The 14,077-nt window shown below is 65.2% G+C and carries 13 protein-coding genes; 9 read left to right on the top strand and 4 right to left on the bottom strand.

Annotated features, from left to right (window positions below; genetic code table 11):
* Nucleotides 1-21 precede the first annotated feature (21 nt).
* From K226_RS0110200 to ppa, 3 genes are all read right to left on the bottom strand, one after another.
* On the bottom strand, nt 22-1,236 hold the full coding sequence (locus K226_RS0110200) for an NnrS family protein (protein WP_035240984.1): 1,215 nt from the start codon (nt 1,234-1,236) through the stop codon (nt 22-24).
* 352 nt (nt 1,237-1,588) lie between these two features.
* Nucleotides 1,589-2,101: a chemotaxis protein CheW gene (locus K226_RS0110195; protein WP_024814713.1), complete on the bottom strand. Its 513-nt coding sequence runs from the start codon at nt 2,099-2,101 to the stop codon at nt 1,589-1,591.
* Nucleotides 2,102-2,440: 339 nt separating this feature from the next.
* The gene (gene ppa / locus K226_RS0110190; protein WP_024814712.1) at nt 2,441-2,977 is read right to left on the bottom strand and encodes an inorganic diphosphatase; all 537 of its coding nucleotides are present in this window, start codon (nt 2,975-2,977) and stop codon (nt 2,441-2,443) included.
* Between the two features lie 232 nt (nt 2,978-3,209).
* Between ppa and K226_RS0110185 the strand changes: the two genes are divergently transcribed.
* From K226_RS0110185 to K226_RS0110165, 5 genes are all read left to right on the top strand, one after another.
* Complete coding sequence (locus K226_RS0110185; protein ID WP_024814711.1) at nt 3,210-5,291, top strand: sodium-translocating pyrophosphatase; 2,082 nt, start codon at nt 3,210-3,212, stop codon at nt 5,289-5,291.
* A 213-nt stretch (nt 5,292-5,504) separates the two neighbouring features.
* The gene (locus tag K226_RS0110180; protein ID WP_024814710.1) at nt 5,505-6,938 is read left to right on the top strand and encodes an aldehyde dehydrogenase family protein; all 1,434 of its coding nucleotides are present in this window, start codon (nt 5,505-5,507) and stop codon (nt 6,936-6,938) included.
* 107 nt (nt 6,939-7,045) lie between these two features.
* A complete protein-coding gene (locus K226_RS0110175) occupies nt 7,046-7,657 on the top strand; it encodes a DUF2889 domain-containing protein (protein ID WP_024814709.1) in 612 nt (203 codons plus the stop codon).
* Between the two features lie 105 nt (nt 7,658-7,762).
* Nucleotides 7,763-8,524, top strand: a complete 762-nt coding sequence (locus K226_RS0110170; RefSeq protein WP_024814708.1) for an SDR family oxidoreductase — start codon at nt 7,763-7,765, stop codon at nt 8,522-8,524.
* A gap of 123 nt (nt 8,525-8,647) precedes the next feature.
* Nucleotides 8,648-9,067, top strand: coding sequence for a BLUF domain-containing protein (locus K226_RS0110165; RefSeq protein WP_024814707.1), 420 nt, complete (start codon nt 8,648-8,650; stop codon nt 9,065-9,067).
* A 39-nt stretch (nt 9,068-9,106) separates the two neighbouring features.
* Here K226_RS0110165 and K226_RS0110160 read toward each other — a convergent pair whose 3' ends face one another.
* The gene (locus K226_RS0110160; protein WP_024814706.1) at nt 9,107-9,946 is read right to left on the bottom strand and encodes a type IV pili methyl-accepting chemotaxis transducer N-terminal domain-containing protein; all 840 of its coding nucleotides are present in this window, start codon (nt 9,944-9,946) and stop codon (nt 9,107-9,109) included.
* A 189-nt stretch (nt 9,947-10,135) separates the two neighbouring features.
* Between K226_RS0110160 and moaA the strand changes: the two genes are divergently transcribed.
* The 4 genes from moaA to K226_RS0110140 all read left to right on the top strand — a co-directional run bounded on the left by moaA (nt 10,136) and on the right by K226_RS0110140 (nt 13,944).
* Nucleotides 10,136-11,275: a GTP 3',8-cyclase MoaA gene (gene moaA / locus K226_RS0110155; RefSeq protein WP_024814705.1), complete on the top strand. Its 1,140-nt coding sequence runs from the start codon at nt 10,136-10,138 to the stop codon at nt 11,273-11,275.
* Nucleotides 11,276-11,429: 154 nt separating this feature from the next.
* On the top strand, nt 11,430-12,062 hold the full coding sequence (mobA, locus tag K226_RS0110150) for a molybdenum cofactor guanylyltransferase MobA (protein ID WP_024814704.1): 633 nt from the start codon (nt 11,430-11,432) through the stop codon (nt 12,060-12,062).
* On the top strand, nt 12,059-12,595 hold the full coding sequence (locus tag K226_RS0110145) for a GNAT family N-acetyltransferase (RefSeq protein WP_024814703.1): 537 nt from the start codon (nt 12,059-12,061) through the stop codon (nt 12,593-12,595). The genes mobA and K226_RS0110145 overlap by 4 nt, the downstream gene beginning before the upstream one ends.
* Nucleotides 12,592-13,944, top strand: coding sequence for a molybdopterin molybdotransferase MoeA (locus tag K226_RS0110140; protein ID WP_024814702.1), 1,353 nt, complete (start codon nt 12,592-12,594; stop codon nt 13,942-13,944). Before K226_RS0110145 ends, K226_RS0110140 begins: the two co-directional genes overlap by 4 nt.
* The last annotated feature ends 133 nt before the right edge of the window (nt 13,945-14,077 follow it).

Raw genomic sequence — 14,077 nt, 5'->3', positions numbered from 1 at the left:
CACCGCCCGCGCACAGCGCCATCAGCCGTCCTTGCCGTCCAGCCGGGTCTGGAACAGCCAGGGGGTAAAGAGGCCCAGGTAAATGGCAAAAGCCGTGGACCAGGCCAGCGCGGCCACCACCAGTGTGGCGGCATACCACTGCGGTGCGGCCAGCGGCACAAGGACACGCAAAACAGCGGCGCCCATCACCAGCCCATAGGCCAGCACCTCCAGCCGGGAAGCCTGCAGCGGCCGACCCGTGTGGCCGCGCGCCGTGCGGGTGATCATGCCGATGATCAGCCCCCCCGTGACACCCACGGCAAAGGCATGCACCGCGGCAGACACGGCCACAACACCCAGTTGCGCCAAGGCCAGCAGAGCAAAGCCCACAGGAATCCAGGCATACGACGCGTGCAGAATCCACAAGATGGGACGGTTGCGGGTGATCCAGGGCTTCCAGCGCCACATGCGCACGCCGTGCAGCAGCGCCGCCAGCCCGGCAAGCACCGCCGTGACCGCGCCCACGCCAAAAGGAGCACACACCCACGACACCAGCGCCAGGGCCGTGACGGCCATGGTGGTGAGTTCCAGCGGGCGCTGCGCCTGCAGCTTGAGCCCCGGGTTCACGCTCATGGTGAAAGCCGGCACCACGCGTCCGGCCATGACGCATTCAATCAGCACAATGAGCGCCAGGCCAGCATGCAGCGCCTGCACGGGCGGCAGGCTGATAACACCCATGACCGCCAGGTGAAACGCGACATTGGCCAGCGACAGCAGCACCAGCGCCCCCATCAGCGGCAAATTGCGGCGGTTGCGCGCCCGCAGCAGCACCGCCAGCAAAATGCCCGCCACCACCGGCAGCAAGACCATGTCCAGCGCTGCATAGACCGCATAGGGGGCCACCACGGCAGCCACCCTGGCGGCAAGCCAGAGCAGTGCCAGCGCCCCCAGCAACGCACCGCGCGGCGTGGACAGCCCTGTCCACGCCTTCACGGCCGTGAGCAAGAACCCGATGATGACGGTGGCGGCAAACCCGAACAGCATTTCGTGGGCGTGCCACAGCAGGGGAGCGACCGGAAGATCGAGCGCAAGCCACCCAAGCATGGAAGCTATCCACAGCGGCACGGTCAGGCACGCCACAAAGGCCGCGCCCAGATAAAACGGGCGAAAACCCAGACGCAGGAATGGCAAACCCTGCAAAGCAGAGGCCGGAGCCACGCCTGCGGTGGAGACGACAGGTGTTGAGATGGGTTTCATGCGGTGCGGCCCGCTGCGCCGGAACGACGCAAGCAGCAGAAATTTATAAGATTCATTTTACATGAATATTAATGCGTGACGCTCGCCAACACAACATCCGCCACACGCGCTGCGGCGCAAAAAGTACTTTGACAGCACAACGGTGGCGCAGGGCAAGCCGCTAAAAAGCGTGCAATGCTCTGCCGCTGCACGGCGGCAGTTACCGACCGTCAGGGCATCAGCGATTGAGGTTTTTTGTGCGAGGCAGCCCTGCCCTCCGCCGCAGCGTTGCCCGGCCTTCACCCTGCTGAAGAAGTGAGGGCCGCGCCCCCCGGACTGCCCGAGAAAAGGAGTGCTGATTCGCCGGTGCCGCTTACTGCGCGACCTGGGCCACCAGGCCCATTTCGGCGCTGCTCAGCAAGGATTCAATGTCCATCATGATGAGCATGCGGTCGCCCACGGTGGCAATGCCGGTCACAAAGGCCGAGTCCACCTGGCTTTCAAACTGTGGCGCCGGCTTGATGGCATCGGGCGTGAGGGCTACCACATCGGCCACGGCATCCACCACCGCACCCAGCACGGTGCCACCCACATTCAGGATGATGACGACGGTGAAATCGGTGTACTCGGCCTGGGGACAGTGCAGTTTCAGGCGCAAATCCACGATGGGAACGATGCGCCCGCGCAAATCCACCACACCCTTGATGAAGTCGGGCGCATGCGCCATGCGCGTGGGCTGCTCGTACGAGCGGATCTCCTGCACCCGCAGGATATCGATGCCGTATTCCTCCTCCCCCAGGCGGAAGGTCAGATATTCCGCCGCGCGGGCTGCGGCAGCGGTGCGCGAAGACGCCTCGGAACGGGTTGCAGTGGGGGCAGAAATCATGTGCGCATCCTTGAAAACATCGGTTCGGGCAGGCTGGCGACTGCGCCGGGCCTGCGCATATCGGCAGAGCATAGCAGTCTTCAGTTGCATTTGCTCACAACTACCCCGTTGCCAGCGTGGCGCGGACCGATGGCGCAGTATGGACGGACTCCGTGCGGGGCCACGGGCGTTTGGCGCTGCGTTGGCCGTCTGGCCGACGCGGCAGCATTCCCCAGCTGCCCACCAGCCAGAAACAAAGCATGCACCCCGTTGGGGTACATGCTTTGTTTTTGATAGCTGTCAGCGCTTATTGGTAAAGGGCTGCGGCACCATTTGATTCAAAAAAGGGGTTGAACCGGCTCAACCCAGGCTCTTTTGGTAGTTGGCGATGCCGTCGCTGATTTCCTTCTTGGCCGAGTCGATACCTTCCCAGCCCAGCACCTTGACCCACTTGCCTTTTTCCAGGTCCTTGTAGTGCTCGAAGAAGTGAGCGATGGCGTTGCGGCGCATGGCGTTCACGTCGTCGATGGTCTTCCAGTGGTCGTACATGGGCAGGATCTTGGAGGTGGGCACCGCAATGACCTTGCCATCCACGCCGGCTTCGTCTTCCATCATCAGGATACCCAGGGGGCGGCAAGTCACGACCACACCGGGATGAAGGGGGTAAGGCGTGATCACCAGCACGTCCACCGGGTCACCGTCGCCCGACAGGGTTTGCGGAACATAGCCGTAGTTCGTTGGGTAGTGCATGGCCGTGGTCATGAAACGGTCCACGAAGATGGCGCCCGATTCCTTGTCCACTTCATACTTGATCGGGTCGGCGTTCATCGGGATCTCGATGACCACATTGAAGGTATCGGGAACGTTCTTGCCTGGGGGGACGTTGTTGAGAGACATGTCTTGTATGAAAAGTTGATTGAAGACAATCCACGCAGCACGACGCGTCGGGATTAACCCTGATTTTAGGCACACGCCCCTTTCTGCGCGCTTGCAATCTGGCGTTTGGCTGTAAATTGGGTCTGTTGGCCAATCGACTCCAGTACGCTAGAGCGCGAGGAAGCAACGCAGCGGAAGCACACCGATGCGTTGTGTTTCCTTCCGTGCATCTCAATACTTCAAGGAGTGACGAATGGCTGGAAATACAGCGCTGACTGCCCCTCTGATACTGGCTCTGGTTTGCGGATTGATTGCGGTGGCCTATGGAATCTGGGCCCGGGGATGGATTCTTGCCAAGGACCCCGGCAATGCCCGCATGCAGGAGATTGCCGCCGCCATCCAGGCCGGGGCTGCTGCCTACCTCGCCCGCCAGTACAAGACCATCGCCATCGTCGGCGTGGTGCTGGCGGTTCTCATCGGCATTTTTCTCGACGGCACGACGGCCGTGGGCTTTGTGGTGGGCGCGGTGCTCTCGGGCGCCTGCGGCTTCATCGGCATGAACGTGTCGGTGCGCGCCAACGTGCGCACAGCGCAGGCCGCCACGCACGGCATTGGCCCGGCGCTCGATGTAGCGTTTCGCGGCGGGGCCATCACCGGCATGCTGGTGGTGGGGCTGGGCCTGTTGGGCGTCACGGGCTTTTACTGGTTTCTGGCGGGCAACGGCAATCTCACGCCCACGGCCAACCTGGCCAATCTGCTCAACCCGCTGATCGGCTTTGCGTTTGGCTCGTCGCTGATTTCGATCTTTGCGCGCCTGGGCGGCGGCATCTTCACCAAGGGCGCCGATGTGGGCGCCGACCTGGTGGGCAAGGTCGAGGCGGGCATCCCTGAAGACGACCCGCGCAACCCCGCGGTGATTGCCGACAACGTGGGCGACAACGTGGGCGACTGCGCCGGCATGGCCGCCGACCTGTTCGAAACCTACGCCGTGACGCTGATCGCCACCATGGTGCTGGGCGCGCTGCTGGTGGCCACCGCGCCCGTCAACGCCGTGGTGTACCCGCTGGCGCTGGGGGCCGTGTCCATCATTGCGTCCATCATCGGCTGCTTCTTCGTGAAGGCCTCGCCCGGCATGAAGAACGTGATGCCTGCGCTGTACAAGGGCCTGGCGATTGCGGGCGTGCTGTCACTCATCGCCTTCTATTTCGTGACAATCTGGATCATGCCGGACAACGCCATCACCGCCACCGGCAGCCAGATGAAGCTGTTTGGCGCGTGCGCCACCGGGCTGGTGCTGACGGCAGCGCTGGTATGGATTACCGAGTTCTACACCGGCACGCAATACTCGCCCGTGCAGCACATCGCCCAGGCATCGACCACGGGCCACGGTACCAACATCATTGCGGGCCTGGGCGTGTCGATGCGCTCCACGGCCTGGCCCGTGATCTTTGTGTGCCTGGCCATTCTCTCGGCCTACCAGCTGGCAGGCCTTTACGGCATTGCCGTGGCGGCCATGTCCATGCTGAGCATGGCGGGCATCGTGGTGGCGCTGGATGCCTATGGCCCCATCACCGACAACGCCGGCGGCATTGCCGAAATGGCCGAGCTGCCCAGCAGCGTGCGCGACGTCACCGACCCGCTGGACGCCGTGGGCAACACCACCAAGGCCGTCACCAAGGGCTATGCCATTGGCTCGGCCGGGCTGGCCGCGCTGGTGCTGTTTGCCGACTACACCCACAAGCTCGAAAGCTATGGCCGCGCCATCAGCTTTGACCTGAGCGATCCTTTAGTGATCGTGGGTCTTTTCATCGGTGGGCTGATCCCCTACCTGTTTGGCGCCATGGCCATGGAGGCCGTGGGCCGCGCCGCTGGTGCTGTGGTGGTGGAAGTGCGCCGCCAGTTCCGTGACATTCCCGGCATCATGGAGGGCACGGCCAAGCCCGAATACGGCAAAGCCGTGGACATGCTGACCACCGCCGCCATCAAGGAGATGGTGATCCCCAGCCTGCTGCCCGTGGTGGTGCCCATCGTGGTGGGCCTGGCGCTTGGCCCCAAGGCGCTGGGCGGCCTGCTGATGGGCACCATCGTCACGGGCCTGTTCGTGGCCATCAGCATGTGCACGGGCGGCGGAGCGTGGGACAACGCCAAAAAGTACATCGAAGACGGCCACCACGGCGGCAAGGGCAGCGAGGCGCACAAGGCCGCCGTCACCGGCGACACCGTGGGCGACCCCTACAAGGACACCGCCGGCCCCGCCATCAACCCGCTGATCAAGATCATCAACATCGTGGCGCTGCTGATCGTGCCGCTGGTGGTCAAATTTCACGGCGGCTGATTGCGCCCCACGCATCTCCAAAGGCTCGCTGCGGCGGGCCTTTTTTTGGCCTTATTGGGCCGCTAGCGGCCCCCTTGCGCCACCTGCCGCCCAGCGCAAACCGCCTCCAAACGCTACTATATTAATAGCTAATAGCGCTTTATACATAAGGGCTATAGGCCATTTTGACCTGAAAACCATAAGAACACATTGTTTTTGTCGCACAATTTGGCCATGCAACTGCACTTCATCGCCAACGCCTCCGTTGCGTCCGCCTCCGGCCGCACCATCCCGGTGATCGACCCGTCCGACGGCCAGCCGTTTGACGAGATCCAGCGCGGCACGGCCGACGACATCGATGCCGCCGTGCATGCCGCGCGCCAGTGCTACCACGCCGTGTGGCAAAAGATGGCGCCTGCCGACCGTGGCCGTCTGTTGCAAAAGCTCTCGGCAAAAATTCTGGAGCACGCCGACGAGCTGACCGCCCTGGAGCGGCGCGACTGCGGCAAGCCCACCAGACAGGCGCGGGCCGATGCGCTGGCGCTGGCGCGCTACTTCGAGTTTTATGCGGGCGCCTGCGACAAGTTGCACGGCGAGACCATTCCTTACCCCAACGGCTACAGCGTGCTGACCTGGCGCGAGCCCCATGGCGTGACGGGCCACATCATTCCGTGGAACTACCCCATGCAGATTTTTGGCCGCAGCGTGGGCGGCGCCCTGGCGGCGGGCAATGTGTGCGTAGTCAAGCCCGCTGAAGACGCGTGCCTGAGCCTGATCCGCGTGGCACAGCTGGCGGCCGAGGTGGGGTTTCCGTCGGGCGCGCTCAACATCGTCACCGGCTACGGACACGAGGTAGGCGACGCGCTGGCCCGCCACCCGGGCATTGCCCACATCAGCTTCACGGGCAGCCCCAAAATTGGCACGCAAATCCAACAGGTGGCCGCCGAGCGCCACTGCCCGGTGACGCTGGAGTTGGGCGGCAAAAGCCCCCAGATCATCTTTGCCGATGCCGACCTGGACGCTGCCGTGCCGGTGGTCATCAACGCCATCGTGCAAAACGCCGGGCAGACCTGCTCGGCCGGCTCACGCGTGCTGATTGACTCGCTGATCTACGAGCCGCTGCTGGAGCGCCTGGGCACGGCCTTTGAGGCGCTGCGCGTGGGCCCCGCCGCCATGGACCTGGATGTGGGCCCGCTGATCCGCCAATCGCAGCAGCAGCGCGTGTGGGACTTTTTATCCGACGCGCAGGTGGCCGGCATCCCCATGGTGGCCCAGGGCCAGATCGTGGACGAGGCGCCCGAAACCGGCTTTTACCAAGCCCCCACGCTGCTGCGCGATGTGCCGGTGGATCACCGTCTGGCGCAGGAAGAAGTGTTTGGCCCCGTGCTGTCGGCCATGGCCTTTCAGGACGAAGACCATGCCGTAGAGCTGGCCAACGCCACGCAGTTCGGGCTGGTGGCGGGCATCTGGACGCGCGACGGCAGCCGCCAGTTCCGCATGGCACGGCGCGTGCACAGCGGCCAGGTGTTCATCAACAACTACGGCGCTGCAGGCGGTGTGGAACTGCCCTTTGGCGGCGTCAAATCCAGTGGTTACGGGCGCGAAAAGGGCCTGGAGGCGCTGTATGGCTTCACCACGCTCAAAACAGTGGCCATTCAGCACGGCTGACTGCGGCAGGCCCTGTCACGCCGGTGCACGACGGCGCGGCGGTGTGCCGCTAGCATGGTTGCCTCTGCCCTTCCCCTTTCACTTTTGCACGACGTTTTTTCTTCTCCATGCCCCTGAGCCCCCCTGCCCCCCGCACCGCCCGGCACCAGCGCCGCGTCAATTACCAAGGCTATGAACGCGACGATGGGTTGTGGGACATCGAAGGCGAGTTGCACGACAGCAAGATGCACGACGCCCCCTCGTTTCGCGATGCCGGCATGCGCCGTGCCGGTGAACCCATCCACCACATGTGGCTGCGCGTTACCGTCAACCGCCAGCTGGTGGTGCAGGCCATTGACGTGGCCATGGACACCCACCCGCTCAAAGACTGCCCCCAGGCCCAGCCCGCGCTGCAATCCATGGTGGGCTGCAGCATGGCACGCGGCTGGCGCCAGGCCATCCAGAAGAACCTGGGCGGCGTGGCCAGTTGCACGCACCTGCGCGAGCTGCTGTTCAACCTGGCCACGGCGGCTTTCCAGTCGGTGCCCGCCGTGTTTTCGTCGGCCAACGAGGACGAGCCGCCCCGCCACTTGGGCCAGTGCACCGGCTGGGACTTCCATGGCAACGGTGTGAAGGAGTATTTTCCGCAGTTCTACCGCCGCAGCCCCGACGGTCTGGCAGTGCCGGAGGACCGGGCCGCCACACAAAGCCCGACGGCCGACGCGCATACCGGGCGGTAGCCCTGGCGCGCGTCATGGGGCAAAAAAAATATATGAAAATGGCCCCAAGCGCTTATCCATCAAGCGCAAGCTGCTATCAAATTTAAACAGCCAGGAGACAACACCATGCGCGTGCAGCACAAATCCATCATCGTCACCGGCGCTGGCAACGGCATTGGCGAAGGCATTGCCAAGCGCCTGGCCGCCGAGGGTGGCAAGGTCATCGTCAACGACATCAACGAGGCCGGAGGCCAGCGCGTGGTGGCCGAGATCATGGCTGCGGGCGGTACGGCGGCGTTTTTCAAGGCCGACGTAACGCAATCCGCCGACGTCAAGGCCCTTGTCGATGAAGCCTTGCGCCTGCATGGCCGGCTGGATGTGGTGGTCAACAACGCGGGCTGGACGCACCGCAACCGCCCCATGCTCGAAGTGAGCGAGGAAGAGTTCGACAAGGTCTATGCCATCAACGTCAAAAGCATTTACCTCTCGGCCATCCACGCGGTGCCGGCCATGCGCCAGGCCGGTGGCGGCAGTTTCATCAACATTGCCTCCACCGCCGGGCTGCGGCCTCGCCCGGGCCTGACCTGGTACAACGGCTCCAAGGGCGCCGTCATTACCACCAGCAAGTCCATGGCGGCCGAGCTGGGGCCCGACAACATCCGTGTGAACTGCATCAACCCCGTGTTCAACCCCGACACGGGGCTGGCCGCCGAGTTTGCGGGCGGCCCGGTGGACGAAACCCGCCGTGCGAAGTTTCTGGCCACCATTCCCCTGGGCCGCTTTTCCACCGCACTGGATGTGGCCAACGCCGCGCTGTACCTGGCCAGCGATGAGGCGGCGTTTGTCAGCGGCGTGTGCATCGAGGTGGACGGCGCACGCTGCGTCTGACCGACACCGGAAAACCTGCGAAATCCGGGCGGCGCATCCCATACGCCCGGACTGCAGGGCCTTTGGCGCACCCACGCACCCTGGTGCGCCGAACCTGAGACACTGCGCTCTCAGGAGATAAACATGTTGATACAACTCACTTACGCCAGCCGCACCTCGCGCGTGCTGGGCCCTGCGGACATCAAGGATATTCTGGGCGCATCGCAGCGCAACAATGCCCGTGCGGGCATCACTGGCGCGCTGTGCCTGAACCATGGCATCTTTTTGCAGCAGCTTGAAGGTGACCGCACCGCGGTGAATGCGCTGTACCACCGCTTGCTCAAGGACACGCGCCACCGCGACACTGCCGTGCTCGACTTTGGTGAAATTCCGCACCGGCGCTTTACCAGCTGGTCCATGGGGCTGCTGACCTCGCTGGACACCAACCGGCAACTGTTCCTCAAATACTCCAGTTCGGTCGATTTCGACCCTTACAGCATGAGCACGTCAACGCTGCGCAGCTTTTTTGACGAAGTCATGCAGAACGTGCGCTGGCTGGAGTAACACCCTGCGCACGGGCACGCCACGCTGCACGCTGCGTGGTCAGCCCAGCACTTCGCGCAAGGCGGCTTCGTAGAGGCCGGTGAGGCGGTCCATCACGCTCAGCAGGCGTTCGCTGGTGGTGGCCACCGCGCTCATGCCCTGCTCGTCGGCGGGCCGACGCAGGGCTGATTCAAAAAACACCCACTGCGAGGCCGCCAGCTCCAGCTCGCCGCGAATGGCGGGCGTGGACACCGGTGCCGCCACCAGGGACTGCATGGCCTGCCGGAAATCGTTGGCGTCTGCCGCCAGTTGCGCGAGCACCAGCTTGGAGTCGGCCTTGGCCGCCACCAGAAAATAGTTCTTGGCCATGCGCTGCGACAGCATGCGCTGGCGCCCAGCCAGGTTCACCAGCCGCGCGCTGGCCACCCGCGCCATTTTTTCGATCGCTTCGGTGACCGCCTGGGCCACCAGCAGCGTGCGGTCGGACTGCTCGGACACCGCCACCACGGCGGCCCGCGACGTGGGCACCGCGGTCAACTCGTCTAGCAAGGCAAACTGTTTTTGCACTTCGTCCAGCTGGCGCACCACATCGGCAGGCCACTGGCCCGACTGCGAGCCCCGCGCCAGTTCGGCAGAGCCTTGCTGCACCAGCTTGCGCGCATGGGCCATCACATCCACGGCGGCGGCAGGCATCACCGTCAGATGCTGCTGGCAATACGCCTTGGCCATGCGCTGCGACAGCGCCCGAAAACGCCCCGCGTGGTTGATGGCCCCCGACAGCGCAATTTGCGCCTGCGCCCCGTTGGCCCAGGTGGGCAGCAGGATGCCTGCCGCCACCCACTGCACGGCCACCCGGCGCTGGCAGGGCAGCGCTTGTGCTGTCGATGTCGCATTCGTCATGTCATATCCTTGAAACTGTGTGCCCGTGATTGTTGTGATGCGGCATGTGCACCCCATGAGCCAAGTCAAGCAAGTGCCATTCGCCGGACACTTGCAAAACGCACCTCCCGACCCGCACGGTTGATGCGTGTCAACCCCGCCGGTAGGGGCAAGCCGTCGATGGCGGGGCCGATGCGGCAGAATCACGCCATGGCTGAACGTGTGATTCCTCTGGTGGACCAACGCATCGCCGCTTTGGCGGCCAAGGTGCCCGCGCAGGCTGCCGCCCCCACCGGGCTGCTGACCGACACCCGGGGCCGCCCGCTGCGCGACCTGCGCATCAGCGTGACCGACCGCTGCAACTTCCGCTGCAACTACTGCATGCCCAAGGAGGTGTTCGACAAGGACCACGCCTACCTGCCGCACAACGCCCTGCTGAGCTTTGAAGAAATCACGCGGCTGGCACGACTTTTCATGGCGCATGGCGTGCGCAAGATCCGGCTGACCGGGGGCGAGCCCCTGCTGCGCAAGAACCTGGAAGAACTGGTGGCGCAACTGGCCCAGTTGCGCACGGTCGACGGCCTGCCACCCGACCTCACCCTCACCACCAATGGCTCGCTGCTGGCGCGCAAGGCGCGGGCGCTCAAGGATGCGGGCCTGAACCGTGTCACCGTGAGCCTGGATGGCCTGGACGACGCGGTGTTTCGCCGCATGAACGATGTGAATTTTCCGGTGGCCGATGTGCTGGCGGGCATCGAGGCCGCGCACGCAGCGGGCCTGTCGCACATCAAGGTCAACATGGTGGTCAAGCGCGGCACCAACGACCACGAGATCTTGCCCATGGCGCGGCATTTTCGCGGCACGGGCACCACGCTGCGCTTCATTGAATTCATGGATGTGGGCGCCACCAACGGCTGGCGCATGGACGAAGTGCTGCCCTCGGCCGAGCTCATTGCACGCCTGCGCGCCGAGCTGCCGCTGGTGCCGCTCAGCCCCACCAACCCCGGCGAAACCGCCGAGCGCTGGGGCTACACCAACGCGCAAGGCCAGCACGACCCGGCGCTGGGCGAAGTGGGCGTGATCAGCAGCGTGACCCAGGCTTTCTGCCACGACTGCAACCGCGCGCGGCTGTCCACCGAAGGCAAGCTCTTCCTGTGCCTCTTTGCCACCCAGGGCTACGACCTGCGCACGCTGCTGCGCGGCGGCGCCACCGACGAAGCCATTGCATCGGCCATCGCCCCCATCTGGCAGCAGCGCACCGACCGCTATTCGGAGCTGCGCAGCAGCCTGCCTGCGGATACCACGCAAGGTGGAGCGCGGCGCGTCGAGATGAGCTACATCGGCGGATAGCACGTGACACCTCCCCCTCAGTCGCCTTCAGCGCCTTCCCCCTCCTCTCGCGCTGCGCGCGGGAAGGGGGACGCAGCCCTCGCTGCGGGGCGGCCCTTGCCTGGCTGCCCGGGCCTGGGCGGCGCTCACTGCATGAGCACTCACCTTTCAAAACATGATTGACACCCAAGACATCACCGGCCTGGTGCTGGCCGGCGGTCGCGGCTCCCGCATGGGCGGCGTCGACAAAGGCCTGCAGAACTTTCGCGGCCTGCCGCTGGCGCTGCACACGCTGATGCGCCTGCAGATGCAGGTGGGCGCCACCATGGTCAATGCCAACCGCAATCTGGCGGCCTACGAGGCCTTTGGCGCACCGGTCTGGCCGGATGTACTGGCCGACTATGCCGGCCCGCTGGCCGGTTTTCTGACCGGGCTGGAACGTTGTGAAACGCCCTGGCTGCTCACCGTACCCTGCGACACGCCCCTGTTTCCGCTGGACTTGGCCGCGCGGCTGGCCACTGCCGCCGACCAGGCGGGCGCCGACATTGCCATGGCCGCCGCCCCGGAAGACGATGGCGCGGGCGGCACCGCCGTGCGCCCCCAGCCCGTTTTCAGCCTGCTGCGCGTGGACCTGCTTGAAAGCCTGGTCGCCTTCACCCAGGCAGGTGGCCGCAAGATTGACGCCTGGACCGCCCAGCACCAGCAGGTGGTGGTGCCGTTTGACCAGCCGGGCGACGACCCGCTGGCGTTCTTCAACGCCAACACGCTGGCCGAGCTGCACCGCCTTGAGGGTTCTGGCGCGCCATGACCTGGCTCATCCGCCCGCTGACGGCTGCGGACGTGCACCCCTACAAGTCGCTGCGGGACGAAGCCCTTGAATGCGCCCCCGAGTCCTTCAGCTCTGACCATGCCGCGTCGGTGAACCGGCCCGCCAGCGCTTACGCCCCGCGCTTTGGTGCCCCCGCATCGGGCCATTTTTTTCTGGGCGCCTTCGCCCCCGATGGCCCCTTGTTGGGCTGCATTGGCTGCGAACGCGAGCTGCTGCCCCAGCAGCAGCACAGTGCCCGGCTGGTCAGCATGATGGTGGCGCCCGCTGCGCAGCGCCGCGGCATCGGGCAGCAACTGCTGGCCGCCTGCATTGACCAGGCCACGCAGGTGGCCGGGCTGGAGCAGTTGACCCTCTCGGTCACCGCGTCCAACCACCATGTGGTGCGCCTGTACGAGAGCGCCGGGTTTCGCGCCTGGGGCTTGCTGCCCCGTGCCATCGTGGTGCAGGGCGCAGGTTACGACCAGCTGCACATGGTGCGGCTCCTTCCCCCTTCTGTTTTGACTCTCCCATGAAATCCATTGCCCAGATTGCCGCCGAGTTGCAGGGTTACGACCCGCAGGCGCTCAGCGCCGACCAGGTGTCGGCCTTTCTTGAACGGCTGGCGCTGCCCGTCACAGCCACCGAAGAGCTTGGCATTTTCGAGGCCCTGGGCCGCGTGCTCGCCCGCGATGTGGTCTCGCCCCTGAGCGTGCCGCCCCACGACAACTCGGCCATGGATGGCTATGCGTTGGCTGGCGCGCAACTGGTGGCGGGTCAGCCGCTCACGCTGCGCGTGGTGGGCACCGCACTGGCTGGCAAGGCCTGGACTGGCGCTGTGGGCGCAGGCGAGTGCCTGAAGATCATGACCGGCGCCATCATGCCCCCGGGCCTGGACACCGTGGTGCCGCAAGAGTTCACCACCAGCGCCGACGGGCACATCACCATCGCCGCCAACGTGCTGCGCCTGGGTGACAACCGCCGCTTCAAGGGGGAAGATCTCATGGAAGGCGGCGTGGCGCTATCCAAAGGTGAGCTACTGACGCCCGCTGCTCTTGGCCTGGTGGCCAGTTTGGGTCTGAAAACCATCACGGTGTACCGCCGCCTGCGCGTGGCGTATTTCTCCACCGGCGACGAAATCCTGAGCCTGGGCGAGCCGCCCCGCGAGGGCGCGGTGTACGACAGCAACCGCTACACCGTGTTTGGCCTGCTCACGCGCCTGGGCGTGGAGGTGATCGACCTGGGCGTGGTGCGCGACGAACCCGCCCTGCTGGAGGCCGCCTTTCGCGATGCTGCGCAAAGGGCCGACGCCATCATCACCAGCGGTGGCGTGAGCGTGGGCGAGGCCGACCACACGCGTACCATGATGAAGCAGCTCGGTGACGTGGCCTTCTGGCGCATCGCCATGCGCCCTGGTCGGCCCATGGCCGTGGGGCGCATCGCCAGCGCAGGATTTCAAGCCAAAAGTGCCTCTAGCCCTTATGCAGAAAGCGCAAGCAGCTATCAAAACAATACTGCGTCAGCGGCAAGCGGCGCTGTTCTTTTTGGCCTGCCTGGCAACCCCGTGGCGGTGATGGTGACCTTTCTCGCCTTTGTGCGCCCCGCCCTGCTGCGCATGATGGGCTGCACCCGCGCCGCACCGCCACTGCTGCGCGCCGTGAGCACCGAAGCCATCCGCAAGAAACCTGGCCGCACCGAATACCAGCGCGGCACCGTCACCACGGCAGCCGACGGCACGCTGCAGGTCTGCACCACGGGCAACCAGGGCTCGGGCGTGCTCAGCTCCATGGTGCAGGCCAACGGCCTGATCGTGCTGCACCACGGCCAGGGCAACGTGTCGCCGGGTGACGCCGTGGATGTGATGGTGTTTGACGGTGTCATTTAACCCCCCTGTGTCGCTTCGCGCCTTCCCCCAGAGGGGGACGACGCCCTCGCTGCGGGGCGGCCCTTGCTCGGCGTCCCTGGCCGGGGACGCGCCGCTTGCACGCCGAGCGGGTGAAGCGCAGCACAATGGATCT

The organism is Acidovorax sp. JHL-3 (assembly GCF_000526295.1).
Classification (GTDB): domain Bacteria; phylum Pseudomonadota; class Gammaproteobacteria; order Burkholderiales; family Burkholderiaceae_C; genus Acidovorax; species Acidovorax defluvii.
This window is presented reverse-complemented; position numbering and strand designations above follow the sequence as displayed.